Below are 26,462 nucleotides of genomic sequence, written 5' to 3'. Positions count from 1 at the left end.
GGGTTGTGCTACGACTGGGTCTTGCTAGGACTCGTCTTACTAGGACTCCGCTTACTTAGGACTCCGCGAGGATCTGCCCCACGTAGCGGGCGACCGCCCGGACCGCCCCCATGGTTCCGGGGTAGTCCATCCGGGTCGGCCCGATCACTCCGAGTTTGGCCACGCTTTCATCGCCCGAACCGTAACCGACCGAGACGACCGAAGTGGAATTCAGTCCCTCGTAGTCGTTCTCGCGCCCGATCCGGACCGTCATGCCGCCGTCGTTGGTCTCACCGAGCAGCCGGAGCAGCACCACCTGCTCCTCCAGCGCCTCCAGCACCGGCTGGATGGTGAGCGGGAAGTCGTGGCCGAAGCGGGTCAGGTTGGCCGTGCCGGCCAGCATGATCCGCTCCTCGTTCTGCTCGACCAGCGACTCGAAGAGGGTGGACAGCACCGTGGAGACGATCGGCCGGTCGGCCGGCTCGAAGGAGGCCGGCAGGTCCTCCACCAGGGCCGGCACGTCCGGGAACCGGCGGCCGCCGGCCCGGGCGTTCAGCCGGGCCCGCAGGTCGCCCAGGGTGGTCTCGCGGACCGGCGCCGGGCAGTCGACCATGCGCTGCTCGACCCGGCCGGTGTCGGTGATCAGCACCAGCATCACCTTGGTCGGGGCCAGCATCACCAGCTCGACGTGCCGGACCGTCGAACGGGTCAGCGAGGGGTACTGGACCACCGCGACCTGGCGGGTCAGCTGGGCCAGCAGCCGCACGGTGCGGGCCACCACGTCGTCCAGGTCGACCGCGCCGTCCAGGAAGTGCCGGATCGCCCGGCGCTCGGGGGCGCTCATCGGCTTGACCTCGGCCAGCCGGTCCACGAACAGGCGGTACCCCTTGTCGGTGGGGATCCGGCCGGCGCTGGTGTGCGGCTGCTGGATGTAGCCGTCCTCCTCCAGCGTCGCCATGTCGTTGCGCACCGTGGCCGGGGAGACGCCCAGGTTGTGCCGCTCGACCAGCGCCTTGGAACCGACCGGCTCCTCGGTGCCGACGTAGTCCTGCACGATGGCGCGCAGCACGGCGAGCTTGCGGTCGTCCAGCGCCAGCGCCAGCGCGCCGGGCTCGGCGGCCCGGGCGGCGGCGCCGCGCACGGCCCGGCCGGCCGACGGGCGGGCGGCCCGGCGGCCCGGCGCCGGGGCACCCGGGTCCGCGGCGGCCGACTGGCCGCCGGGCGCCGGTTCGCGGCCGGTCGGACGCGGGTCGGATTCGGGTTCGTCGAACATGGCACGCACCTCCCTCTTCGCGCGTTGTCCAGGTGCCAGGTCCTGCACTGTCCGTGGTTCGGCTGGCACTCTGCACGCAGGAGTGCCAAAACCGTACCTGCCAGTGTAAGGCCCGGGTCCGACGGCAGGAACGCCCTGTCGCGGGATGCCGCGCGGATCACGTGATGTCGACCCACCCGAGGTGGGTGCTCCCGGGCGGACGAAGTGGCAGCATCGGTATCAGTCACCACGGATGGACTTCAAGGAGCAGACATGTCGGCCGGACCCCACACCCGTTTTGCTCCCGATCGTGGACTGACCGGACGGATGGTCACCACGATGTTCCTGATCGGGCTCCTGTACGTCGGCTTCACCGGCGTCCTGATCGTCCTGCTCAAGGGCGCCTGGCCGCTGATCGTGCTGATCTCCGGCGGGCTCTTCATCGCCCAGTTCTGGTTCAGCGACAAGATCACCCAGCGCGCGATGGGCGCGCACGAGGTCACCCCCGAGCAGTACCCGCAGCTGCACGGCACCATTGACCGGCTCTGCGCGCTCGCGGACATGCCCAAGCCCCGGGTCGCGGTGGCCGACAACGACATGCCGAACGCCTTCGCCACCGGCCGCAACCCGCAGAACGCGGTGGTCTGCGTCACCACCGGACTGCTGCGCCGGCTGGAGCCGGAGGAGCTGGAGGGCGTGCTGGCCCACGAGCTCTCGCACGTGGCGCACCGCGACGTCGCGGTGATGACCATCGCCGGCTTCCTCGGCGTGCTGGCCGGCGCGATCACCCGGATCGCGCTCTACACCGGCATGTGGGGCGGCGGGAACCGGAACAACAACAACAACGACAACGCGGCCATCGCGATCGTGCTGGTCTCGGTGGTCAGCATGGTGGTCTACGCGATCAGCTTCCTGCTCACCCGGCTGCTCTCCCGCTACCGCGAGCTGGCCGCCGACCGCGCCGCCGCCCAGCTCACCGGCCGGCCCAGCGCGCTGGCCTCCGCGCTGACCAAGGTCACCGGGCAGATCGGCGCCATCCCCACCAAGGACCTGCGCCAGGCGCAGCCGTACAACGCCTTCTTCTTCGCCCCGGCGCTGAGCGCCCGGGAGGTCGGCACCCAGCTGATGTCCACCCACCCGACGCTCGAACAGCGGCTGAAGCAGCTGGAGAAGATCTCCACCGAGCTGGGCCACTGAGCCCCGCCGCACCCGGCTCCCCCTCACCCGCACGAACGGAAGGCAACGATCCGTGGGATTCCTGGACGCCCTGCTGGGCCGCAGCAAGCCGGTCAAGCCGGACCTCGACCAGCTCTTCGGCATCCCCTCCGCCGCGCTGACCCTGGAGGCCGCCGCCGGCTTCACCCCGACCGGGGTCGGGTCGGTCTGCTTCGCCGCGGTGGAGGGCGGCGCGTTCCACGAGGTGGAGCGCCAGGTGCGGGCCCTGCTCGACGCCGACACCGGCGACGGCGGCGTGCCGGTGGAGGCCAGCCGGGACGGCTACGGGTACTCCTGGCTGCTCGCCCGCCACCTGCCCGAGGAGCTGCCGGACCTGGTCAACGACCTGCACGCGGTCAACAGCGAGCTGGAGGCCAACGGCTTCGGGCCGCAGCTGCTCTGCTCGCTGGTCGGCTTCCGCAACGCGGACGGCCAGTCGCTCGCCCTGGTCTACCTCTACAAGCGCGGCACCTTCTACCCGTTCGCCCCGATGCCCGGCGGCGGCGAGCGGCGCAACAGCCCGCTGGAGATCCAGATGAAGGCGATGCTGGCGAACGACCTGCGGATCGAGCAGGACCTCAGCCGCTGGTTCCCGGTCTGGGGCGCGCCCGGGCTGTGAGGTGCGCTGACGGTCCGTCTGGTTAGGTACCGTCATGCGCAGCGAGCAGTACGGCCCCGACCTGACCCCGCCCTGGAAGCGGACCGTCCCCGTGCCCGAGGTGGCCGCCGAGCGGGACCTGGTGGTCGAGGAGGTCGAGACCGGCTTCTGCGGGGCCGTGGTGCGCTGCGAGAAGACCGCCGAGGGGCTGACCGTGACCCTGGAGGACCGGCGCGGCAAGCACCGGGTCTTCCCGATGGTGCCGCGCGGCTTCCTGCTGGACGGCAGGCCGGTCACCCTGGTCCGCCCCGCGGCGGCCGCCGCGCCCACCGGGCCGGCCCGGACCGCCTCCGGCTCGCTCGCCGTCCCCGGCGCCCGGGCCCGGGTGGCCCGGGAGTCCCGGATCTACGTCGAGGGCCGGCACGACGCCGAACTGGTCGAGCGGGTCTGGGGCGACGACCTGCGGATCGAGGGCGTGGTGGTCGAGTACCTGGAGGGCATCGACGACCTGCCCGCCATCGTCGCCGCCTTCGCCCCCGGCGAGGGCCGCCGGCTCGGCGTCCTCGTCGACCACCTGCTCCCCGGCACCAAGGAGCACCGGATCGCCGCGCAGGTCACCGGCTCCGCGGTGCTGGTCGTCGGCCACCCCTTCATCGACATCTGGCAGGCCGTCAAGCCCGCCAGCGTCGGCATCCCCGGCTGGCCCGACGTGCCCTACGAGGAGGAGTGGAAGCAGGGCATCTGCCGCCGCCTCGGCTGGCCCGTCGACACCCCGGCGGCCTGGAAGCGGATCCTGGCCTCGGTGAACTCCTACAAGGACCTGGAGCCGGCCCTGCTGGGGAAGGTGGAGGAGCTGATCGACTTCGTGACGGGGGGTCAGGAGTAGGTCTGGAACTCGCTGGTGTCCAAGATCAGGCCGAGGACGTCGACGGGCAGCGGGTCGCCGAATCCGGCGGACCGCTCCAACAGGTAGTCAGGCTCTCCGCCAGGCGCGTCCGTCCGCGGCTCGCTGAGCAGGACGCAGCCCCCCCTCAGCGGGTCGACGATCAGGTACGCCGGGATACCGCCCTCCGCGTACAGGTGGCGCTTGGTGCGGTAGTCCCGGTCGACGCTGCTCCTGGAGACCACCTCGACCACCAGGGTGACGGCGGAGGCGGGCACAGCCCGCCCTGCGCCCGCAACGGCACCACGATCACAGACCACCAGGTCCGGCTGCGGCTCACTGCCATCGCTGGGGATGAGAACGTCCTGGGTCGTGACCCGGTGCCAGCGCGCGTCGGGGATGCCGTTCTGGACCTCCGTGACCGCGAGGTTGTGCACGACGTCCTGCCCACCGACGAGCACGATCTCGCCCCTGAGCAACTCCGCCTTGACGCCCTCAGGGGGTTCCCAGTTCTCGAACAGCCGGCTCATGCGATTGTCCACAGACGGTGGAACGACAATCAGTCCACCAGGTCACGCACCACCGCGTCCGCCAGCAGCCGCCCGCGCAGGGTCAAGACGGCCCGGCCCGCGGCGAACGCCTCCGGGGCCAGCAGGCCGTCGGCCAGGGCCTGTTCGGCGGCCTTGCGGCCGGCCTCGGCGAGCAGGTCCAGCGGGCAGCCGGTGACCAGGCGCAGTTCGAGCAGGATCCGCTCGACCCGGCGGTCCTCGTCGGCCAGCACCTCGCGGCCCTGGCCCGGCGTGCGGCCCTCGGCGAGCGCCCGGGCGTACGCGGCGGGGTGCTTGGCGTTCCACCAGCGCGTGCCGCCGACGTGGCTGTGCGCCCCGGGGCCGGCGCCCCACCAGTCGGCGCCGGTCCAGTAGAGCTCGTTGTGCCGGCAGCGGGCGGCCTCGTCGGTGGCCCAGTTGGACACCTCGTACCAGGAGAAGCCGGCCCCGGTCAGCGCCCGCTCGGCGATCAGGTAGCGGTCGGCGTGCACGTCGTCGTCGACCATCGGCAGCTCGCCGCGCTTGATCCGGCCGGCCAGGCGGGTGCCCTCCTCGACGATCAGCGAGTAGGCCGAGACGTGGTCCGGGCCGGCGCCGATCGCGGCCTCCAGCGAGGCCCGCCAGTCGTCGTCGGACTCCCCCGGGGTGCCGTAGATCAGGTCCAGGTTGACGTGCTCGAAGCCGGCCGCCCGCGCCTCGGCCACGCAGGCCTCGGGCCGGCCGGGGGTGTGGTGGCGGTCGAGCACCTTGAGCACGTGCGGCCGGGCGCTCTGCATGCCGAAGGAGATCCGGTTGAACCCGCCCTCGCGCAGCTCGGCCAGGTAGGCCGGGGTGACCGACTCCGGGTTGGCCTCGGTGGTCACCTCGGCGTCCGGGGCCAGCCCGAACTCGTCCCGGATCGCCGCGAGCATCGCGACCAGGTCGCGGGCCGGCAGCAGGGTGGGCGTGCCGCCGCCGAGGAAGACGGTGCGCACCGGCAGCTCGGCGTCCCCGAGCACCCGGCGGGCCAGCCGGACCTCGCCGACCAGGTGGCTCGCGTAGTTCTCCTGCGAGGCGACCGCGCCGGCGCTGTGCAGTTCGGTGGCGGTGTAGGTGTTGAAGTCGCAGTAGCCGCAGCGGCTGGCGCAGTACGGCACGTGCAGGTAGAAGCCGAACGGCCGCTCGCCGAGGCCGGACAGGGCCTGGGCGGGCAGCGAGCCGTCGGTGGGCAGGGGTTCGCCGTCGGGGAGTGCGGAGGGCATGGGTCCATTGTCCGGTACGGCGGCGGTGCTCCGGCCGCCGCACCGGTCGAGGTGACTCAGGCCTCGTTGGCGCCCGCGTACATCTCGCTGACCTCGGCGGCGTAGACCCGCTCGACCACCGGCCGCTTGATCTTCAGGCTGGGGGTCAGCTCGCCGTGCTCGATGTCCAGGTCGCGGGGCAGCAGGGTGAACTTCTTGATCGTCTGCCAGCGCTGCAGCTCGCCGTTGAGCTTGGTCACGTAGTCCTCGATCAGGGCCCGCACCTGCGGCGAGGTGACCACCTCGGCGTAGGTCTTGCCGGTCACGCCGTGCTCCGCCGCCCAGGGCATGATCACCGGCTCGTCGAGGGTGATCAGCGCGGAGCAGAAGTTCCGGCCGTTGCCGATCACCAGGATGTTGCTGACGAACGGGCAGACCGCCTTGAACTTGCCCTCGACCTCGCTGGGCGCGACGTACTTGCCGCCGGAGGTCTTGAACATGTCCTTCTTGCGGTCGGTGATCCGCAGGTAGCCGGCCTGGGTGAGCTCGCCGATGTCGCCGGAGTGGAACCAGCCGTCCGACTCCAGCACCTCGGCGGTCTGCTCGGGCTGGTTGTGGTAGCCGCTCATCACACCGGGGCCGCGGAGCAGGATCTCGCCGTCCTCGGCGATCCGCACCTCGCTGCCCTTGAACGGCACGCCGACCGTGCCGACCCGGAAGTCCTCCACCCGGTTGACGATGATCCCGGCGCTGGTCTCGGTCAGGCCGTAGCCCTCCAGCACCGGCACGCCGACCCCGGCGAAGAAGTAGGCGATCTCGGGGGCCAGCGCGGCGGAGCCGGAGACCGCGCCGCGCATCTGCCCGCCGAACGCCTGGCGGATCTTGGCATAGACCAGCTTGTCGGCCAGTGCGTGCTGCAGCTTCAGGCCGAGCGGCGCGGTGTCCCGGCCGGTGGCGATCCGGTTCTCCTGGGTGACCTGGGCCCACTGCCGGGCGACCTTGGCCGCCCACATGAAGATCTTGTACTTGGCGCCGCCCTCGGCCCGGGCCCGGCCGGCGATGCCGTTGTAGACCTTCTCGAAGACCCGCGGCGCGGAGGCCATGATGGTCGGCTTGATCAGCGGCAGGTTGGTGATGATCTTGTCCACCCGGCCGTCCACCGCCATCACCTGACCGGTTCTGACCTGGCCGGCGATCAGCGACTTGCCGAACACGTGGGAGAGCGGCAGCCACATGTAGTGGATGTCCTCGGGGCGCAGCAGCCCGCTCTCCTCCTGGGCCACGCCCTGGTAGGACCAGGCGTCGTGGGAGAGCCGGACGCCCTTGGGGCGGCCCGTGGTGCCCGAGGTGTAGACCACGGTGGCCAGCTGGTCGCGGCCGATCGCCTCGACGCGGCGGCGGACCGCCTCCGGCTCGCGCTCCAGCAGGGCGGCGCCGCGCCGCTCCAGCTCGGCCAGCGTGATGATCGTGAGCCCCTCGACCTCGGGCAGCTCGGCCGGCGGGTCGAAGACCACCACGGTGGCCAGCTCCGGCAGCCCGCCGCGCTCGGCGACCGCCTTGCCGAGCTGCTTGCCGTCCTCGGCGAGCAGCACCCGGCAGCCGGCGTCGGCCAGGATGAAGCCGGTCTCGTCGGCGTTGGTGCTCGGGTAGACGGTGGTCACGGCGGCGCCGGCGCACATCACGCCCAGGTCGGCGAGGATCCACTCGATCCGGGTGGAGGCGGCCAGGCCGATCCGCTCCTCCGGCTCGACGCCCAGGTCGACCAGGCCGGCCGCGATGGCGAATACCCGGTCCGCGGCCTGCGACCAGGTCAGCGAGAGCCACTGCTCGGCCCCGGTGGTAGCGTTCGCCGCCCGCTCGTCGACCGGTGCCGGGTACCGGTATGCCAACTGCCCGGGTGTGGCCTCTACCCTGCTGAGGAACATGTGGGCCACGGAGGCCGGGCGTCCGGCAATCGTGTCGGTGTCGATGACGGACTGCGCTGTGCTCAACGAGACCTCCGGGGGACCAGGTGGCCGAGGGTGGACGCCGGACGGATGTGGGGGGTGGACCGCCCGACGGCTTGTTGACCGGCTAGTAAATGACTGGCGAGTAACAAGACTGCGGACAGCCTAGGCCCAAGCGGGCCAACTGTTAAGAGGCAAGGGGGCCTGACACGCCAGCCGGAGGCGGGTGCAGGCCCACGACCGGACGGCCGTTCGCCCACCGGCCGACCGCTCGAAGATCCGCTGCGCGCCTGTCGGAGCGCCCGCTCCGGCCCACCTCTGCGAACCCCTTCGCGCACATGGGAGAAGAACGAAAATGAGGGTGCGAATCCTCCCGACGATGACGAGAGTGGCCGAGTGCTGATCCGAGTCCTCAGGGCCCATCTGGGGCCCTACAAACCACAGATCCTGACGCTGGTGATGCTCCAGCTGATCGCCACCATAGCTTCGCTCTACCTCCCGACCTTGAACGCCGACATCATCAACGACGGCGTGATCAAGGGCGACACCGGCTACATCATGCAGACCGGTGGGGTGATGCTCGCGGTCAGCGTGGCCCAGGCGCTCTGCTCGATCGGCGCCGTCTACTACGGCGCCCGGGTCGCCATGGCGGTCGGCCGGGACATCCGCGCCTCGGTCTTCGACCAGGTGCAGCGGTTCTCCGCCCGGGAGCTCGGCCAGTACGGCGCGCCCTCGCTGATCACCCGCACCACCAACGACGTCCAGCAGGTGCAGATGCTGGTGCTGATGACCTTCACCCTGATGGTGTCGGCGCCGATCATGTGCGTCGGCGGCATCATCATGGCGCTCAACCAGGACGTGCCGCTCTCGGCGCTGCTGGTGATCCTGGTCCCGGTGCTCGGCGTGATCGTCAGCGTGCTGGTCCGCAAGCTCCGCCCGGCCTTCCGCAGCATGCAGGTGCGGATCGACGCGGTGAACCGGATCCTGCGCGAGCAGATCACCGGTATCCGGGTGATCCGCGCCTTCGTCAAGGACAACCACGAGAAGCAGCGGTTCGGCGGCGCCAACGACGAGCTGACCGAGATGTCGCTGCGCACCGGCCGGCTGATGGCCTTCATGTTCCCGTCGGTGATGTTCGTGGTGTACATCTCGACGATCGCCGTCTCCTGGTTCGGCGCCCACCGGATCGCCGCCCCGCACGGGATGCAGATCGGCGCCCTGACGGCCTTCCAGTCCTACCTGATGCAGATCCTGATGAGCGTCATGATGGCCACCTTCATGTTCATGATGGTGCCGCGCGCCGAGGTCTGCGCCGAGCGCATCGTCGAGGTGCTGGACACCGACTCCAGCGTGGTCCCGCCGAGCGCGCCGGTGACCGAGCTGCGCTCGCACGGCCACCTGGAGCTCCGCGGCACCGACTTCCGCTACCCCGGCGCCGAGGCCCCGGTGCTGCGCGGCATCGACCTGGTGGCGCGCCCCGGCGAGACCACCGCGGTGATCGGCTCCACCGGCAGCGGCAAGACCACGCTGCTCGGCCTGGTCCCCCGACTGTTCGACGCCACCGGCGGCGAGGTGCTGATCAACGGCACCGACGTCAAGCAGCTCTCCCCCGAGCTGCTGGCCCGCACCGTCGGCCTGGTGCCGCAGAAGCCCTACCTGTTCAGCGGCACCATCGCCAGCAACCTGCGCTACGGCCGCCCGGACGCGACCGACGAGGAGCTCTGGGCCGCGCTGGAGACCGCGCAAGCCAAGGACTTCGTCTCGAAGCTCGACGAGGGTCTTCAGGCCCCGGTCGCCCAGGGCGGCAGCAACTTCTCCGGCGGGCAGCGCCAGCGCCTGGCGATCGCCCGCACCCTGGTCCGCCGACCGGAGATCTACCTCTTCGACGACTCCTTCTCCGCGCTGGACTACGCCACCGACGCCCGGCTGCGCGCGGCACTCAGCCTGGAGACCGCCGAGGCCACCGTGGTGATCGTCGCCCAGCGGGTGAGCACCATCCGCGAGGCCGACCGGATCATCGTGCTCGACGAGGGCGCCGTGGTCGGCACCGGAACCCACCACGAGCTGATGACCGACAACCCCACCTACCGGGAGATCGTGCTCTCCCAGCTGACCGAGCAGGAGGCGGCGTGACCACCCCGCAGAAGCCCGGCGGCTCGCAGGCCGCGGCGGCCCGCCGCGGCCCGGCCGGCCCCGGCCGGTTCATGAGCGGTCAGGGCGCCGAGAAGTCGCTGGACTTCAAGAACAGCTCCCGGCGCACGCTCGGCCTGCTGAAGGCCGAGCGGAGCATCATCCTGGGCATGCTCGTCCTCGGCGCGTTCAGCGTGGCCTGCCAGGTCGCCGCGCCCAAGCTGCTCGGCCAGGTCACCGACCTGATCGTCAAGGGCGCCCTCGGCCCCCGCTTCCCGACCCAGCAGGCGCTGGACCGGGCCACCTCCAGCGGCGGCAAGCAGGCCGCCCTGCTGAAGTCGCTGCACCTGACGCCCAATCAGCAGATGGACTACAACGCGATCGGCAACATCCTGCTCTGGGTGCTGCTGATCTACGTGGTCTCGGCCGCCTTCGGCATCCTGCAGGGCCGCCTCGCCGCCCGGGCGATCAACAACACCGTCAACCGGCTGCGCCGCGACGTGGACGCCAAGCTCACCCGGCTGCCGCTCAGCTACTTCGACAAGCAGCCGCGCGGCGAGGTGCTCAGCCGGGTCACCAACGACATCGACAACATCGGCCAGTCCATGCAGCAGAGCATGGGCCAGGTGATGAACTCGCTGCTCACCGTGATCGGCGTGCTGGCCATGATGTTCTGGGTCTCCTGGATCCTCGCGCTGATCGCGCTGGTCTCGGTGCCGCTCTCGGTGGTCGTCGCGGCCCGGGTCGGCAAGAAGGCGCAGCCGCAGTTCGTCGCCCAGTGGGCCACCACCGGCAAGCTGAACGCGCACATCGAGGAGATGTACACCGGCCACACCCTGGTCAAGGTGTTCGGCCGGCAGAAGGAGGCCGCCGAGGTCTTCGCGCGGGAGAACGAGGCGCTCTACGCCACCAGCTTCCGGGCCCAGTTCATCTCCGGCATCATCCAGCCGTCGATGTTCCTGATCGGCAACCTGAACTACGTGCTGGTCGCGGTGGTCGGCGGGCTGCGGGTGGCCAGCGGGCAGCTCTCGATCGGTGACGTGCAGGCCTTCATCCAGTACTCCCGCCAGTTCAGCCAGCCGCTCACCCAGGTGGCCAGCATGGCCAACCTGGTCCAGTCCGGGGTGGCCTCGGCCGAGCGGGTCTTCGAACTGCTGGACGCCGAGGAGCAGTCCGCCGAGCCGGAGCACCCGCAGCGCCCGGCCGAGCTGCGCGGCCTGGTCTCCTTCGAGGACGTGGCGTTCCGCTACGACCCGGAGAAGCCGCTGATCGAGGACCTCTCGCTGAAGGTCGAGCCGGGCCACACGGTGGCCATCGTCGGCCCGACCGGCGCGGGCAAGACCACCCTGGTCAACCTGCTGATGCGGTTCTACGAGGTGACCGGCGGGCGGATCACCCTGGACGGCGTGGACATCGCCGCGATGTCCCGCGAGGAGCTGCGCTCCGGCATCGGCATGGTGCTCCAGGACACCTGGCTGTTCGGCGGCAGCATCGCCGACAACATCGCCTACGGCGCCACCGACGCCACCCGCGAACAGGTGGTCGAGGCGGCGAAGGCGGCGCACGTCGACCGCTTCGTGCGCACCCTGCCCGAGGGCTACGACACGGTGATCGACGACGAGGGCACCGGGGTCAGCGCGGGCGAGAAGCAGCTGATCACCATCGCCCGGGCGTTCCTGGCGCAGCCGTCGATCCTGGTGCTGGACGAGGCGACCAGCTCGGTGGACACCCGCACCGAGGTGCTGATCCAGCGTGCGATGGCCCGGCTGCGCAGCGGCCGGACCAGCTTCGTGATCGCCCACCGGCTCTCCACCATCCGGGATGCCGACGTGATCCTGGTGATGGAGAACGGCTCGATCGTCGAGCAGGGCACCCACGACGAGCTGATCGCGGCCGAGGGCGCCTACGCCCGGCTCTACCAGGCGCAGTTCGCCCAGGCGGTGGCCGAGCAGGACTGACCCGGCGCCGTGCACGCCCGAGGGGCCGTCAGCTCGCGCTGACGGCCCCTCGGGCGTTCCTGCCGACCACTTCCCGACGTCTACTTCTTGGCGTCCTTGGGAGCCTCGGCGTCGGTGGAGAGGGCGGCGATGAAGGCCTCCTGCGGGACCTCGACCCGGCCGACCATCTTCATCCGCTTCTTGCCCTCCTTCTGCTTCTCCAGCAGCTTGCGCTTGCGCGAGATGTCACCGCCGTAGCACTTGGCGAGGACGTCCTTGCGGATCGCGCGGACCGTCTCACGGGCGATCACCCGGGAGCCGATGGCGGCCTGGATCGGCACCTCGAACTGCTGGCGCGGGATCAGCTTCTGCAGCTTGCCGGCCATCATGACGCCGTAGTTGTAGGCCTTGTCCTTGTGCACGATGGCGGAGAAGGCGTCCACCGCGTCGCCGTGCAGCAGGATGTCGACCTTGACCAGCTGGGCGCTCTGCTCGCCGACCGGCTCGTAGTCGAAGGAGCCGTAACCGCGGGTCTTGGACTTGAGCTGGTCGAAGAAGTCGAAGACGATCTCGGCCAGCGGCAGGGTGTAGCGCAGCTCGACCCGGTCCTCGGAGAGGTAGTCCATGCCCTGCAGGTTGCCGCGGCGGGCCTGGCACAGCTCCATGATCGCGCCGACGAAGTCGTTCGGCGCCAGGATGGTGCCGCGCACCACCGGCTCGTAGACCTCGGCGATCTTGCCGGTCGGGAACTCGCTCGGGTTGGTGACGGTGTGCTCGGTGCCGTCCTCCATCACCACCCGGTAGATCACGTTCGGCGCGGTGGAGATCAGGTCCAGGTTGAACTCGCGCTCCAGGCGCTCCCGGATGATCTCCAGGTGGAGCAGGCCGAGGAAGCCGCAGCGGTAGCCGAAGCCGAGCGCCACCGAGGTCTCCGGCTCGTAGACCAGCGCGGCGTCGTTCAGCCGCAGCTTGTCCAGCGCGTCGCGCAGCAGCGGGTAGTCCGAGCCGTCCAGCGGGTAGAGGCCGGAGAACACCATCGGGCGCGGGTCCTTGTAGCCGCCGAGCGGCTCGGTCGCACCCTTGTGCATCGAGGTGATGGTGTCACCGACCTTGGACTGCCGGACGTCCTTCACACCGGTGATGATGTAGCCCACCTCGCCGACGCCCAGGCCCTCGGCCACCTTGGGCTCGGGCGAGATGACGCCGATCTCCAGCAGCTCGTGGGTCGCGCCGGTGGACATCATGGCGATCCGCTCGCGCTTGGTGAGCTGGCCGTCGACCACCCGGACGTAGGTGACCACGCCGCGGTAGGAGTCGTACACCGAGTCGAAGATCATCGCGCGGGCCGGCGCGTCCTTGACGCCGACCGGGGCCGGGATCTTCGCGACCACGTGGTCGAGCAGGTCCTCGACGCCGAGGCCGGTCTTGGCGCTGACCTTGAGCACGTCCTCCGGGTCGCAGCCGATGATGTGCGCGATCTCCGCCGCGTACTTCTCGGGCTGGGCGGCCGGCAGGTCGATCTTGTTGAGCACCGGGATGATCGTGAGGTCGTTCTCCAGGGCCAGGTACAGGTTGGCCAGGGTCTGCGCCTCGATGCCCTGCGCCGCGTCGACCACCAGGATGGTGCCCTCGCAGGCGGCCAGCGAGCGCGACACCTCGTAGGTGAAGTCGACGTGGCCGGGCGTGTCGATCATGTTCAGGATGTGCGTCGTGCCCGTGTTCTCACCGGTGCGCGGGGCCCAGGGCAGCCGGACCGCCTGCGACTTGATGGTGATGCCGCGCTCGCGCTCGATGTCCATCCGGTCGAGGTACTGGGCACGCATCTGCCGGGGGTCGACGACGCCGGTGATCTGCAGCATCCGGTCGGCGAGCGTCGACTTGCCGTGGTCGATGTGGGCGATGATGCAGAAGTTGCGAATCAGCGCCGGGTCGGTACGGCTGGGCTCTGGCACATTGGTAGGGGTCGCGGGCACCTTGGTCCGATTCTCCGTAAGTCCGGGGCGGTCCGGACGCTCTGGTCCGATCTCGTCCGATCAGGGGCCCCGCGCCGAGGGCGGCGTCCGAGGACAGGGGCCGTTCCATCTTCCCACGGCGCCGGGCCGCCGTGCCGGTTTGGGGGGCCTGGGCGGGCCCTGGTACCGTTGGCGGCTGCACCGCGCTTCGGCATGCCCTCTCAGCAGGTCCGATCGCGCCGGGTGCACACCCTGTTCCACTGATGACCGACAAGACTGAGGCACTTTCGTGGCGAACATCAAGTCCCAGATCAAGCGCAACAAGACCAACGAGAAGGCGCGCCTGCGCAACAAGGCCGTCAAGTCCGAGCTGAAGACCGCGCTGCGCAAGGCCCGTGAGGCCGCTGCCGCGGGCGAGACCGAGAAGGCCGTGGAGCTCGCGCGCGCCGCCTCGAAGAAGCTCGACAAGGCCGTCTCCAAGGGCGTCATCCACAAGAACCAGGCCGCCAACAAGAAGTCGGCCATCACCAAGCAGGTCGTCGCCGCCTGAGCTTCGCGCTCCGGGCAGCAGCACTGCTGAGCTCCACCCCAGCCTGACCGTCGCGGGCGATTCCGGCCCTCTACCCGGACCCCGAGACGCGCACCACCACGCACCGCACGCGGCCTGCGTTCGCCACGCGGGTGCGGTGCAGCAACTTCAGCGGGAGGCGTCGCGCCTCGTCCCTTCACCGGGACGGGCGCGGCGCCTCTCGGCGTTTCCGGGGGCGGGTGGGGTGGAGCGGGACCGGGGGCGCGCTCAGTACGGGCGGGCGCCGGAACGGGCCGCCCGGGCGACGGTGACCACGGCGCGCTCCAGGGCGTAGGCCGGGTCGTCCGAACCGCCCTTGACGGCCGCGTCGGCGGCGGCGATCGCGGTCAGCGCGGCGGCCACCCCGTCACCGGTCCAGCCGCGCATCTGCTGGCGCACCCGGTCCACCTTCCACGGCGGCATGCCCAACTCGCGGGCCAGGTCGGCCGGGCGCATCGAACGGTCGGCGGTGGCCAGCCGGCCGATGCTGCGCACCCCGGAGGCGAGCGCGAAGGTGATGCCGGTCGGCGGCTGGCCGACGGCGAGCGCCCAGCGCAGCCGCTCCAGCGCGTCGGCCGCGCGGCCGGTGACGGCCAGGTCGGCCACCTCGAAGCCGGTCGCCTCGGCCCGGCCGCTGTAGTAGCGGGCCACCACCCGCTCGTCGATCGGGCCCTCCACGTCGGAGGTCAACTGGCTGCAGGCGGCGGCCAGCTCGCGCAGGTCGCCGCCGAGCGCGTCCAGCAGGGCCTGGCAGGCCTCGGGGCTGGCGGACCGGCCGAGCGCCTTGAACTCGCCCCGGACGAAAGCGATCCGCTCACCCGCCTTGGTCATCTTGGCGCACTGCACCTCGCGCGCGCCGGCCTTGCGGGCCGCGTCCAGCAGGCCCTTGCCCTTGACTCCGCCGGCGTGCACCAGGACCACGATCACCTCGTCGGCCGGGGCCGCCAGGTAGGCCTTGAGGTCCTTGACCGCGTCGGCGGACAGGTCCTGGGCGGCGCGGACCACGATCACCTTGCGCTCGGCGAAGAGCGAAGGGGTGGTCAGCTCGGCCAGCTGGCCGGGCTGCAGGGCACCGGGGGCCAGGTCGCGGACGTCGGTGTCCGGGTCGGCCTGCCTGGCCGCCGCCACCACCTGGGCGACCGCGCGGTCCAGCAGCAGCTCCTCCTGACCGACCGCGAGGGTCAGCGGGGCGAGCAGGTCGTCGGGTGCACTCTTCCTGGCCATCGCGTACCAGCATCCCACGGGCTGCCGACACAATGGTCCGATGAGCTCCGGGACCAACGCTGCCGAGAACAGCGCCGCCGACCACCTGCCCACCGGCCGACTGCTGCTGGTCCTCACCGACCGGGACGACGCCGAGGAGGTGGAGCGGGAGCTGGCCGAGCGGTGGCCCGCGCTCGGCCCGGCGCAGCTGGTCCGGGACGCCCTGGCCGGGGAGGACGACGCCGAGGACGCGCAGTGGCTGGTGGTGCTGGAGCGCCCGGCGGACGGTTGGGACGCGGCCACGGTGGCGGAGCTGGAGGCGCTGGCGGCCGAGTACGACGGGTGGCGCGAGGAGGAGTGAGCACGGGCGCGGGCGGTGCTCGCCGGGGCGGGCCGGGAAAACCCGTTGCCCGCGCGGTGGGCGGCGCGGGACGCTGCCGCGCATGACCGCAAGCCCGCCCCCGCCCGAACTCGCCGCCTTCTTCTCCGACGGCCGGCTGACCGCCGTGCCGCGCCGCCCGGCCCGCCGCGAGCAGCTGCTCCGGCACCTCGCCGAGACGCTCTTCGAGCCCGACCGGCCGTACTCGGAGCAGCAGGTCAACGAGGCGCTGCTCACCGTGCACGACGACTTCTCGGCGATGCGCCGGTACCTGGTCGAGGGCCGGCTGCTGCTGCGGGCGCGGGACGGCAGCAGCTACCGGCGCGCCTGACCACCCGTCACTCCTCGGCCTCCTCCGGGTGGGCGTGGGTGAGGGCGCGCAGGGTGGCCGGGGAGTCGCCCAGCACGGCGATGTCACCCGCGCGGTCGGTCCGCAGCACCGTCGCGCCGAGCGCCCGCAGGGAGTTGACGGTGCGTGCGGCGGGGTGGCCGTAGGAGTTGCCCGCGCCCACGCTGATCAGCGCCAGCCTGGGGTGCAGCGCCCGGGCGAGCGCCCAGTCCTGGTTGGCCGAGCCGTGGTGGGCCACCTTGAGCACGTCCACCGGCCGGGGGCGGACGGCGCGCAGCAGCGCGGCCTGGGCGGCCGGTTCGAGGTCGCCCAGCAGGGCGAAGCGCAGCTGGCCGGCCGTGACCAGCAGGCTGACGCTCGCGTTGTTCGGGCCCGCGGTGTCCGGGCCGAGCGGGCCGGCCGGCCAGAGCACCTGCCAGGACAGCTCCGGGCCGACCGTGCGGCGCTCGCCGGGCACCACCCGCAGCACCGGCACCCGGGCGGCCGCCGCCAGGGCGGTCACCTTGGCCGCCTCGGCCTCGGGTGCGGCCAGCGTGGTGGTCTCGATCGCGCCGACCGCGCGGTGGCGCAGCACGCCCGACAGGCCGCCGCTGTGGTCGGCGTGGAAGTGGGTGAGCAGCACCAGCGGCACCCGGACCACCCCGAGGTCGCGCAGGCACGCGTCGGCCGCCGCCGGGTCCGGACCGGTGTCCACCACCACCGCGGTGTCCGGACTGTCCGTCACCGGGAGCACCAGCAGATCGCCCTGACCCACCGAACACATCACCAGCCGGGCGCCGGTGGGCGGCCAGCCGGTGGCGATACGGACCAGCGCGGGCGGGCGGAGCAGCAGGAGCACCAGGCCCAGCACCAGCCCGGCGCAGACGGCCCGCCGCAGCAGGCGGCGGGGCCGGGGGCCGGGTGCGGGCGGGTCGAGCAGGGAGGCGGTGCCGGCGGGGTCCGGGGCGCGGTCCGGGGCGGGCTCCGGGGCGGGCGTGAACTCCGCGGCGGGCGCGGGGCGGAGCAGGCGGGCCGCGAAGCAGGCGGCGGCCAGCGCCAGGACCAGCGTGACCGTGCCGCGCCACCCCGGGGTCCAGGCGAGCTCGGCACCCGGCAGGGCGGCCCCGCCCCGGGCCACCAGGGCGAGCCAGCCGGTCGGGTAGCCGGCCATGCCGGCCAGGTAGGCGGCCGGCGGCGCGCAGAACGGGGCCACGGCCAGCGCGGCGAACCCGAGCAGGGTGGCGGGGGCGACCGCGAGTTCGGCCAGCAGGTTGCACGGGATCCCGACCAGGCTGATCCGGGGCGCCAGCAGGACGGCGGCGGGGGCGCAGAGCACCTGCGCCGCCGCCGTGCAGGCCACCGCCTCCGCCAGGTGGTGCGGCCAGCCGCGGGCCTGCAGCGCCTTGCCCCAGCGCCGGCCCAGGGTGAGCAGCCCGACGGTGGCCAGTACCGAGAGCAGGAAGCCGAAGGAGCGGGCCAGGAACGGGTCGAGCAGCAGCAGGGCGAGCACGCCGGCGGCGAGCGCGGAGAGCGCCTTGCGCGGTCGGCCGAGCGCGAGCGCGAGCAGGCTCAGCAGCCCGGTGGCGGCCGCGCGCAGGACGCTCGGGTCGGGCCGGCAGAGCGTCACGAAGGCCGCGGTGAGCCCGATCCCGAGCACCGCGGCCACCCGCAGCGGGATCCCCAGCAGGGCGGCCAGGCCGCCGCGCTCCGCGGTGCCGGCCAGCGCCGGGGCACCGAGCAGCAGCGCCAGCACGATGGACAGGTTGGCGCCGCTGACCGCCGTGATGTGCACCAGGTCGGTGGCGCGGAAGGCCTCGTCGAGGTCCTCGGGCATGGCGGAGGTGTCGCCCACCACCAGGCCGGGCAGCAGGGCCCGGGCATCGGCGGGCAGCCCGGCGCAGGCCTGCCTGAGCCCGGCGCGCAGGCGGCCGGCCAGCCGCTGGGCGGCGCTGGGCGGGGCGAGCTGCCGCAGCGGGCCCTTGGCGACGACGGCGGCCGCGGTGTCGGAGCCGCCGTCCGCGCGCTGCGGCAGCACCCGGGCCTGCGTGCGGACCCGGGCGGACGGCAGCAACGGCCGCCAGGCCGGGGTGTCCTGGTCCTGCACGATGACGGTGAGCGGGGTGCGGGTGCGGGTGGTGGTCCCGGTGTCCGTGGTGACCAGGTCCGCGGTCGCCTCGACGACCAGCAGGGGCCGGCCCGGGTTGGCGCCCCGGGAGTGGCTGGTGCGCAGGTGGGGGTCGCCGGTGATGGTGAGGTCCAGCGTGACGAGGGTGACGGGATGGGGCTTGGCCGGGTCGGCGCCGACGGGGTGGGCGAGCGCAGCGATCGGGCCGCGGTGCAGGTCGCCCGTGTGCAGGACGGTGCAGGCGGTGGCGGCGGAGGCGGTGAGCAGGACGGCGGCGGCGAGCCCTGCCGACCGGTGCGGGCGGTCCGGCGCGTCGGGGTGGTCGGGCGGGCGTCGGCGGTGGGCGTGCAGGAACAGGGCCACGGCCAGGAGGGCGGCCAGGGCGGAGGCGGCGAGCAGGGGTCCGGTGGCGGGGAGGTCGAGGTCGAGGAGGAGGGCGGTGACAACCCAGGTGGCGGCGGTCGGCAGGAGCAGGCGGAGCTCCGGAGCTTGCTGCGCCGGGTCGGCCGAGGTGGCGGCGGAAGGGGGCATCGGGGCTCTGTGGGATGGCGACGAACGGGGACGGTGGCCGACTGACGGGATGTCAGAGGGTGAGCAGGAGTTTCAGTTCGGCGTACTTCCGCTCGCCGATGCCGCTGATCTGGCGGAGCTGGTCCAGGGAGCGGAACGAGCCGTGCTGGGTGCGGAAGTCGAGGATGTGCCGGGCCAGCACCGGGCCGATCCCGGGCAGGGCGTCGAGTTGCTCGGCGGTGGCGCGGTTGATGCTGACCGGGCCCCTGGTGGCGGACTGGCCGCTGCCGCCCCCGGCCTGGACGGGCAGGCCGACCAGGACTTGTTCACCGTCCACCAGGACCCGGGCGAGGTTGAGGCCGTCGGTGTCCACCCCGGGCTGCGGGCCGCCGGCCGCGCGGAGCGCGTCGGCCACCCGCGAGCCGGCCGGGAGGGCGCGGACACCGGGTTGGAGGACCCGGCCGGCCACGTCGATGACCACCTCGGAGGCGGCGGGGTGGCCGGGCTCGGGAGCTGACGGATCCTCGGGCCCCGGCTCCCCGGCCGGCTCGGCGGGCGCGACGGCCGGCACCGCGCTGCGCGAGGCCTTGCCGGTGATGGCCGGCACCGCGACCGGTTGGGGCCGGCCGAGCCAGAAGTGCTGGACGGCGTAGGCGACGGCGAGCAGGAGCAGCACGCCGAGGCCCAGCACGGCCTTGCGATCGGCCCAGAGCAGCGGGTGCAGGGCGGCCGGCAGGCGGAACCGGCGGCGGGGCGGGTGCGGATGGGTGTCCGCGACGACGCCGGGCGCGCGAACGCGGTCGGGCTTCACCAACGGTTCCGGAGTGCTCCCCGGCCCCGGTCCCGTGGCGGGCGCAGCGGCAGCGGCAGTGGCGGCGGCGGCAGCAGCAGCAGCGGTCGAACGAGGCGGCGGGTGGCGGGGGCCGCTGCGCTTGCCGTACCCGTGCGGCCACCCGTCGGGGAGCGGCTCGGCCGGGCCGGGCGGCTCCCCCGGCTCGGGCACGGGCGGCGGCGGACCGGGGTCGGTCTCGCTGGGGGCGGCGGGGGCACCCGACACACGGGCCGGCCGAGCCGGCGCGGCGACGGTGGCCACTGCGGGCCCGAGCGCCGCGGACTCGGTGAGCGGCGGCCCGGCGGCGGGCGCAGCCGGTGGAACGGGCGCGGCGGCCGGGAGCAGGTGGACCAGGCGGGTGCGGGAAAGGGCGGCAGCCGCGCGGCGACGGTCGGCCGGGGTGCGGAGGTGCTGGGCGAGGATGCGCGAAGGGGTCATGCCCCAGACGCTAGGAGCGGACCGTGCACCCTCCCAGGACCACTCGGAAACCTGTGGACAACCCCACCCCTGTGGACAACTGACGCACGATCAGATCACACCATCACACCATGCGCCATCACACCATCGCACCATGCCGCAGTCACACCGTCACACCATCGCGCCGTCACACCATCGCGCCGTCACACCGGCGCCACCACCACCGCCAGCAGCCCCGGCCCCACGTGCGCGCCGATCACCGCGCCCACCTCCCCCACGTACAGCTCGCGCAGCCCGGGCACCCGCTCGCGCAGCCGCTCCGCCAGCGGCTCGGCCCGGTCCGCGGCCGCCAGGTGGTGCACCGTGACGTCCACCGCCCGGGTGCCCGCCTCCTCGACGGCGATCTCCTCCAGCCGCGCGATCGCCCGGGAGGCCGTGCGCACCTTCTCCAGCGGTTCGATCCGCCCGCCGTCCAGGTGCAGCAGCGGCTTGACCGCCAGCGCCGAGCCGAGCAGTGCCCGCGCGGTGCCGATCCGGCCGCCCCGCCGCAGGTGTTCCAGGGTGTCCACGTAGAAGAAGCTCCGGATGCCGGCGGCCCGCCGCTCGGCGGCGGCGGCCACCTCGTCCAGGTCGAGGCCGGCGTCCCGGGCCTCGGCGGCGGCCAGCACCGTGTAGCCGAGCGCCATGCCGACCAGCCGGCTGTCCACCACCCGTACCGGCAGCGGCGCCTCGGCGGCGGCCAGCCGGGCCGCCTCGCCGGTGCCGGAGAGCTCGCCGGAGATGTGCACCGAGACCACCCCGGTCGCCCCGGCCGCCGCGGCGGCCTTGTACGCGGCGGCGAAGGTCTCCGGGTTGGGGCGCGAGGTGGTCAGCCGCTGCTTGGCGCGCAGTGCCTCGGCGACGTCCTTCGGCGCGATCTCCACGCCCTCGGTGAGCACTTCGTCGCCGACCACGACGCTCAGCGGCACCACCGAGATCCGGTGCCGGTCGACCACCTCCTGCGGCAGGTAGGCCGTGGAGTCGGTGACGAGCGCGAGCTGGGCGGACATGAGCCGGAGGTTACTCCTCCCGGGGTCGCCCAGCACATTCGTCCGGCGCCGCGCACGGATCCTCCGCAGCCGCGCACCGGTTCGCGCCCACGCCCGCTCCCGTGCGGACGCCCCGTCAGTTCCCCTGCGATCCCGGCGCGGGCTTGCGCAGGCGCTGCGCCAGGTTGCCCAGCAGGTCCTCCGCCGCGACCCGGCCGGCCCCGGACTCCAGCCCGGCCCGCAGCGTGGCCCCGAACCCGCCCGCCGCTCCCCCGGCACCGGCACCGGCACCCGAAGCAGCACCGGCACCCGCGGCCCCCGCCCCCGGCTCGGCACCCTCACCGGCGCGCTCGCCGCCCTCCGGCGCCCGGCCCGCACCCCCCGTGTCCCAGTGCCGCAGCGCCCCGGCCTCGTTGGCGACCTCCTCGGCCAGCCGGTTCAGCTCGTCCGCCGAGAACCGGTGCGCCCGCTCCTGCGCGGCCCAGCGCAGCGAGCCGGCCGACTGCGTGATCCGGTCGGCCCGCTCACGCAGTTCGGGCAGTCGGGCGGTGATCCGGGCCGGGTCGGGTTCGCGCTCCAGCAGCCGCAGTTCGCCGTCCAGTTCGGCGGCGTGCGCCTCCAGGCGGGCCAGCAGGCCGAGCGACTCGCCGAGTTGGGCGTCGGTGGCGACCCCGCTCTCCAGCACCTCGCGGGTGCCGGTCAGCGAGGTGCGCAGGCCGAGCCGGACGGCGGACAGCTCGCCGACCGGGCCGGGCTTGGCGAAGGTCTTCGCCTTGAGCGTGACGTTCTCCACCGCTCGCCGGGCCTGCACCTCGGTCTTCTCGACCTTGGCCGCCACGGCCTTGACCGCCTTGACCGCGGCGACCACCAGCAGCGTGACGACGGCCGCTCCGAAGAGCGCGACGAGCACGACCACCACTCCGACCGCCTCGAACATCAGCTTGCCGCCTTCCAGCGCCACCGGGCCTCGTACCGCTTCCACGGTAGCCCGGCCGGGCTGCCCCAGCGCCCGATTCCAGGGGTCGAACGGCCCGGATCAGGGCCCGTTCAGGGATGACCCTGAGAACGGCCCCGGGGCTCGCGGAGAAAACGCCGGGGCCCGGCCGCACCGCGAGGTGCGACCGGGCCCCGGACGGGACGACCGACGGACCGTCAGCCGGTGACGATGTTCACCAGCTTCGGCGCCTTGGTGATCACCTTGCGCACCGGGGCGTCGCCGATCGCCGCGATCACCGCCGGGTCGGCCAGCGCCAGCGCCTCCAGCTCGGCGTCGGTGATGGTCGGCGGGACCTCCAGGCGGGCCTTGACCTTGCCCTTGATCTGCACCGGGCAGACCACGGCCTCGGCCACGGCCAGCGCCGGGTCGGCGACCGGGAAGTCGGTGTAGGTCAGCGACTCGGTGTGGCCCAGCCGGTGCCACAGCTCCTCGGCGACGTGCGGGGCCAGCGGCGCGACCATCAGGACCAGCGACTCGGCCACCTCGCGCGGCGTGCTGCCGCGCTTGACCAGGTAGTTGTTCAGCTCGATCGCCTTGGCCACGGCGGTGTTGAAGCGCAGCCCGGCCAGGTCGCCGCGGATCCCGTCGATCGCCTTGTGCAGCGCGCGCAGGGTCGCCTCGTCGGCCGGCTCGTCGGTGACCACCAGCTCGCCGGTCTCCTCGGAGACGATGTTGCGCCACAGCCGCTGCAGGAACCGGAAGGAGCCGACCACGGCGCGCGGGTCCCACGGACGGGAGACGTCCAGCGGGCCCATCGACATCTCGTACAGGCGCAGCGTGTCGGCGCCGTACTCGGCGCAGATGTCGTCCGGCGCGATCGCGTTCTTCAGCGACTTGCCCATCTTGCCCGCCTCGCGGGTGACCGGCTGGCCCTGCCAGGTGTAGCCGCCGTCCACCTCCTCGACCTCGGCGGCGGGCACCGGGAAGCCGCGCGCGTCGCGGTAGACGTCGGCGGTGATCATGCCCTGGTTGAACAGCTTGTGGAACGGCTCGACCGAGGAGACGTGGCCCAGGTCGTGCAGCACCTTGTGCCAGAAGCGCGCGTACAGCAGGTGCAGCACCGCGTGCTCGGAACCGCCGACGTACAGGTCCACGCCGCCGGCCGGCTTCTGCTCGGTCGGGCCCATCCAGTAGGCCTCGTTGGCCGGGGCGACCACCGCGTCCCGGTTGACCGGGTCCACGTAGCGCAGCTCGTACCAGCAGGAGCCCGCCCAGTTGGGCATGGTGTTGGTCTCCCGGCGGTACTTCTTCACGCCGTCGCCCAGGTCCAGCTCCACGTTGACCCAGTCCTCGTTGCGGGACAGTGGGGTCTTGGGGGTGCTGGTGGCGTCCTGCGGGTCGTAGGTGTGCGGCGAGTAGTCGTCCACCTCGGGGACCTCGACCGGCAGCATCGACTCGGGCAGCGCGTGCATCACGCCGTCCTCGTCGTAGACGATCGGGAACGGCTCGCCCCAGTACCGCTGGCGGCTGAACAGCCAGTCGCGCAGGCGGTAGTTGACGGTGCCTTCGCCGATCCCGCGCTCGGTCAGCCAGGCGGTGACGGTGCGCTTGGCCTCCGGCACGGTCAGGCCGTCCAGCGAGACACCCTCGCCGGCCGAGTTGACCAGCACCGAGTCGTAGCTGTCGAAGGCCCCGTCCCACTCGTGCGGGTCGGCGGCGCGGCCGTCGGTCGGCTCCACCACGCAGCGCAGCGGCAGCGAGAAGGCCCGGGCGAACGCGAAGTCGCGCGAGTCGTGGGCCGGCACGGCCATGATCGCGCCGGTGCCGTAGCCCATCAGCACGTAGTCGGCGATGAAGACCGGGATCGGCTTGCCGGTGACCGGGTTGGTCGCGTAGGCGCCGGTGAAGACGCCGGTCTTGACCTTGGCGTCCATCTGCCGCTCGACGTCCGACTTGGCGGCCGCGGCGGCCCGGTAGGCGGCGACCGCCTCGGCCGGGGTGTGCGCGCCGCCCTTCCAGTCGTTCAGGGTCTCGCCCGGCCAGGCGGCCGGGACGATCGCGTCGACCAGCTCGTGCTCGGGGGCCAGCACCATGTAGGTGGCGCCGAACAGGGTGTCGGGCCGGGTGGTGAAGACGGTGATCTCGCGCCCGTGCGCGACCGGGAAGGCGACGCGCGCGCCCTCGGAGCGGCCGATCCAGTTGCGCTGCTGCTGCTTGATCGCCTCCGGCCAGTCCAGCTTGTCCAGGTCGCCGATCAGCCGGTCGCCGTAGGCGGTGATCCGCATCATCCACTGGCGCAGCTTGGACTTGAAGACCGGGAAGTTGCCGCGCTCGGACCGGCCGTCGGCGGTGACCTCCTCGTTGGCCAGCACGGTGCCCAGGCCGGGGCACCAGTTGACCGGCACCTCCTTGCTGTAGGCCAGCCGGTACTCGCCCAGCAGCTCGTCGCGCTCGGCGCCGGACAGCTCGGCCCACGGGCGGCCGTCCGGGGTCGGCCGGGAGCCGTCGGCGAACTGTGCGACCAGCTCGTCGATCGGTCGGGCCGCGTTCGCCGCCGGGTCGAACCAGGAGTTGAAGATCTGCAGGAAGATCCACTGGGTCCAGCGGTAGTACTCCGGGTCGATGGTGGAGATCGACCGGCGGGAGTCGTGGCCCAGGCCCAGCCGGCGCAGCTGGGAGCGCATGTTGGTGATCGCGGCCTCGGTGGAGGTCCGCGGGTGCACGCCGGTGGCCACCGCGTGCTGCTCGGCGGGCAGGCCGAAGGCGTCGTAGCCCAGGGTGTGCAGCACGTTGTGCCCGGTCATCCGCTGGAAGCGGGCGTACACGTCGGTGGCGATGTACCCCAGCGGGTGGCCCACGTGCAGGCCGGCGCCGGAGGGGTACGGGAACATGTCCATGATGAAGCTGTGCGGCTTCGCGGTGACGTCCCGCGCGTCGCCGCCCTCCACCGCCAGCGGACCCACCGGGTTGGGGGCGTTGAACGTGCCCTCCTTCTCCCAGGTGTCCTGCCAGCGGGACTCGATGTCGGCGGCCAGGGCGGCCGTGTACCGGAACGGCTCGGTGGTGGCCTCGGCGGCGCCGGAGGCAGGGGTCGTCTCGCTCATGGTCCTTCAAGCTCCATCGTGTCAGGTTGCGAATCGTCAGCTGAGCGGCCGGGGACGGGGCTTGGCATCCGGGACCGGGCCTTCGCACACCGGCCCCGGAAACAAAAAAGCCCCTCGCAGGAGGGGTCGCCACGCTGACTCCGGCATGGCCCGCTCGGCTCGGCCGGTCCTGGTCAGCGCGGCCGGCTAAGGAGCAGGCACACGGTTCGCATGGCCATAGGGTACCGCAGGGCGCCGCAGCGCCCCGTAGGGCGGGCCGGATCCCGGCCCGCCCCACCGTGCGTCAGGCCAGCCGCTGGTCGCGCACCTCGACCCAGCGCAGCGAGTCCCGGATGCCCTGCTCCAGGCTCTGCGCCGGCTCCCAGTCGAGCAGCCGCTTCGCCCGGTCGCTGCGGGTGTAGGCGCCGGCCACGTCGCCGGGGCGGGTCTCGGTCTCGGTCACCTCGACCGGCCGGTCCACCACGCTGTTGAAGGCCGCGACGAGTTCGCGCACCGTGGTGCCGGTGCCGGTGCCCAGGTTGATCGCCGAGGAGCGCCCGCCCTCCAGCGCCCGGTCGAACCGCTCCAGCGCGGCGACGTGCGCGGCGGCCAGGTCCCAGACGTGCACGTAGTCGCGGATGCCGGAACCGTCCCGGGTGGGCCAGTGGGTGCCGGTGATCCGGAAGACCTCGCCGGCCGCCTGGGCCCCGATCAGCTTGCCCAGCGCGTGGCTGGGGTTGCGCACCTGGAGGCCGGTGCGCAGCTCGGGGTCGGCGCCGATCGGGTTGAAGTAGCGCAGCGAGAGGATCCGGATCGGCCGGCTCGCCGCGATGTCGGCGAACATCCCCTCGCAGACCGCCTTGGTGCGGGCGTACGGGCTCTGCGGGTCCACGTCCGCGTGCTCGTCCACGCTGAAGTCCTCGCCGGCCCGGTAGATCGAGGCCGAGGACGAGAAGATCATCTTCTCGCAGCCGTTGCGCAGCAGGTGCCCGGTGAACTCCAGGCTCTTGGCCACGTTGGCGCGGTAGTAGCCGACCGGGTCGGCCACCGAGTCCGGCACCACGATCAGCGCGGCGCAGTGCACCACGGCCTCGATGTCCGGGTGCTCGGCGAAGATCCGGTCCACCAGATCGCCGTCGACGATGTCGCCCTGGTAGAAGACCCGGCCCTCGGTGAACTCGCGCCGACCGGTGACCAGGCTGTCCAGGATGACCGGGGTGTGCCCGGCGTCCAGGCAGGCCGAGGCGACGGTACTACCGATGAACCCGGCACCGCCGGAGATCAGAACCTTCATGAGCTGCGCCGAACCCTTCGCTACGTGTGCGGGGCAGCCTAACGCCGACCACCCGACTTCCGGGACGCCCCGCCTCCCCCGCGCGGTTTCACCGGCCG

Annotated in this window: 20 protein-coding genes; 8 read left to right on the top strand and 12 right to left on the bottom strand. The window is 72.7% G+C overall.

The features are described 5' to 3' along the window. Positions 1-55 precede the first annotated feature (55 nt). Positions 56-1,252 carry a heat-inducible transcriptional repressor HrcA gene (gene hrcA, locus FHX73_RS19750; RefSeq protein ID WP_246213603.1) on the bottom strand — a complete coding sequence of 399 codons (1,197 nt, stop codon included), beginning with the start codon at positions 1,250-1,252 and terminating at the stop codon, positions 56-58. Positions 1,253-1,504: 252 nt separating this feature from the next. Here hrcA and htpX point away from each other — a divergent pair, with 252 nt between their 5' ends. From htpX to FHX73_RS19735, 3 genes are read left to right on the top strand one after another with little or no spacing between them, the layout of a single operon-like run. Further along, positions 1,505-2,428: a zinc metalloprotease HtpX gene (gene htpX, locus FHX73_RS19745; protein WP_145906250.1), complete on the top strand. Its 924-nt coding sequence runs from the start codon at positions 1,505-1,507 to the stop codon at positions 2,426-2,428. A gap of 52 nt (positions 2,429-2,480) precedes the next feature. After that, complete coding sequence (pspAB, locus tag FHX73_RS19740) at positions 2,481-3,065, top strand: PspA-associated protein PspAB (RefSeq protein WP_145906249.1); 585 nt, start codon at positions 2,481-2,483, stop codon at positions 3,063-3,065. A gap of 34 nt (positions 3,066-3,099) precedes the next feature. Beyond that, positions 3,100-3,930 (top strand): DUF3097 domain-containing protein, encoded by an 831-nt coding sequence (locus FHX73_RS19735; RefSeq protein WP_145906248.1) that lies wholly within the window; start codon positions 3,100-3,102, stop codon positions 3,928-3,930. Here the strand turns inward: FHX73_RS19735 and FHX73_RS19730 are convergent. Genes FHX73_RS19730 through FHX73_RS19720 form a run of 3 tightly spaced genes read right to left on the bottom strand, consistent with a single transcriptional unit; the run spans position 3,921 to position 7,686 of the window. After that, a complete protein-coding gene (locus tag FHX73_RS19730; protein WP_145906247.1) occupies positions 3,921-4,457 on the bottom strand; it encodes a Uma2 family endonuclease in 537 nt (178 codons plus the stop codon). The two genes, FHX73_RS19735 and FHX73_RS19730, sit on opposite strands and share 10 nt — an antisense overlap. A gap of 29 nt (positions 4,458-4,486) precedes the next feature. After that, positions 4,487-5,716 (bottom strand): radical SAM family heme chaperone HemW, encoded by a 1,230-nt coding sequence (gene hemW / locus FHX73_RS19725; protein WP_145906246.1) that lies wholly within the window; start codon positions 5,714-5,716, stop codon positions 4,487-4,489. A 56-nt stretch (positions 5,717-5,772) separates the two neighbouring features. Beyond that, positions 5,773-7,686 (bottom strand): AMP-dependent synthetase/ligase, encoded by a 1,914-nt coding sequence (locus FHX73_RS19720; RefSeq protein WP_170304969.1) that lies wholly within the window; start codon positions 7,684-7,686, stop codon positions 5,773-5,775. A gap of 351 nt (positions 7,687-8,037) precedes the next feature. Between FHX73_RS19720 and FHX73_RS19715 the strand changes: the two genes are divergently transcribed. After that, entirely contained in the window at positions 8,038-9,774 is a 1,737-nt protein-coding gene (locus FHX73_RS19715; protein ID WP_145906245.1) for an ABC transporter ATP-binding protein, read from the top strand. Positions 9,775-9,845: 71 nt separating this feature from the next. Continuing rightward, the gene (locus FHX73_RS19710; RefSeq protein WP_145908400.1) at positions 9,846-11,729 is read left to right on the top strand and encodes an ABC transporter ATP-binding protein; all 1,884 of its coding nucleotides are present in this window, start codon (positions 9,846-9,848) and stop codon (positions 11,727-11,729) included. An 80-nt stretch (positions 11,730-11,809) separates the two neighbouring features. Here FHX73_RS19710 and lepA read toward each other — a convergent pair whose 3' ends face one another. After that, positions 11,810-13,681, bottom strand: a complete 1,872-nt coding sequence (gene lepA, locus FHX73_RS19705; protein ID WP_145906244.1) for a translation elongation factor 4 — start codon at positions 13,679-13,681, stop codon at positions 11,810-11,812. Positions 13,682-13,949: 268 nt separating this feature from the next. Between lepA and rpsT the strand changes: the two genes are divergently transcribed. Next, the gene (gene rpsT / locus FHX73_RS19700; protein ID WP_145906243.1) at positions 13,950-14,210 is read left to right on the top strand and encodes a 30S ribosomal protein S20; all 261 of its coding nucleotides are present in this window, start codon (positions 13,950-13,952) and stop codon (positions 14,208-14,210) included. A 246-nt stretch (positions 14,211-14,456) separates the two neighbouring features. Here the strand turns inward: rpsT and holA are convergent, their stop codons facing one another. Next, positions 14,457-15,452 (bottom strand): DNA polymerase III subunit delta, encoded by a 996-nt coding sequence (holA, locus tag FHX73_RS19695; protein WP_145906242.1) that lies wholly within the window; start codon positions 15,450-15,452, stop codon positions 14,457-14,459. 40 nt (positions 15,453-15,492) lie between these two features. Here holA and FHX73_RS19690 point away from each other — a divergent pair, with 40 nt between their 5' ends. Then, positions 15,493-15,792, top strand: a complete 300-nt coding sequence (locus FHX73_RS19690) for a hypothetical protein (RefSeq protein ID WP_145906241.1) — start codon at positions 15,493-15,495, stop codon at positions 15,790-15,792. A gap of 82 nt (positions 15,793-15,874) precedes the next feature. After that, entirely contained in the window at positions 15,875-16,141 is a 267-nt protein-coding gene (locus FHX73_RS19685; RefSeq protein ID WP_145906240.1) for a DUF2087 domain-containing protein, read from the top strand. A 7-nt stretch (positions 16,142-16,148) separates the two neighbouring features. Here the strand turns inward: FHX73_RS19685 and FHX73_RS47245 are convergent, their stop codons facing one another. The 6 genes from FHX73_RS47245 to galE all read right to left on the bottom strand — a co-directional run bounded on the left by FHX73_RS47245 (position 16,149) and on the right by galE (position 26,364). Further along, positions 16,149-18,794: a ComEC/Rec2 family competence protein gene (locus tag FHX73_RS47245; RefSeq protein ID WP_145906239.1), complete on the bottom strand. Its 2,646-nt coding sequence runs from the start codon at positions 18,792-18,794 to the stop codon at positions 16,149-16,151. 52 nt (positions 18,795-18,846) lie between these two features. Next, positions 18,847-20,043, bottom strand: a complete 1,197-nt coding sequence (locus FHX73_RS19675) for a ComEA family DNA-binding protein (protein ID WP_246213602.1) — start codon at positions 20,041-20,043, stop codon at positions 18,847-18,849. Positions 20,044-20,225: 182 nt separating this feature from the next. Next, positions 20,226-21,071: a DegV family protein gene (locus FHX73_RS19670; protein WP_145906237.1), complete on the bottom strand. Its 846-nt coding sequence runs from the start codon at positions 21,069-21,071 to the stop codon at positions 20,226-20,228. A 115-nt stretch (positions 21,072-21,186) separates the two neighbouring features. Next, positions 21,187-22,011, bottom strand: a complete 825-nt coding sequence (locus FHX73_RS44770; RefSeq protein WP_170304968.1) for a hypothetical protein — start codon at positions 22,009-22,011, stop codon at positions 21,187-21,189. Between the two features lie 191 nt (positions 22,012-22,202). Further along, entirely contained in the window at positions 22,203-25,091 is a 2,889-nt protein-coding gene (gene leuS, locus FHX73_RS19660; RefSeq protein WP_145906236.1) for a leucine--tRNA ligase, read from the bottom strand. Positions 25,092-25,374: 283 nt separating this feature from the next. Next, positions 25,375-26,364 carry a UDP-glucose 4-epimerase GalE gene (galE, locus tag FHX73_RS19655; protein WP_145906235.1) on the bottom strand — a complete coding sequence of 330 codons (990 nt, stop codon included), beginning with the start codon at positions 26,362-26,364 and terminating at the stop codon, positions 25,375-25,377. Between the last annotated feature and the right edge of the window lie 98 nt (positions 26,365-26,462).

It is taken from the genome of Kitasatospora viridis (assembly GCF_007829815.1).
Classification (GTDB): domain Bacteria; phylum Actinomycetota; class Actinomycetes; order Streptomycetales; family Streptomycetaceae; genus Kitasatospora; species Kitasatospora viridis.
Note: the sequence above shows the minus strand (reverse complement) of the source record. Positions and strands in the feature narration are given on the sequence as shown.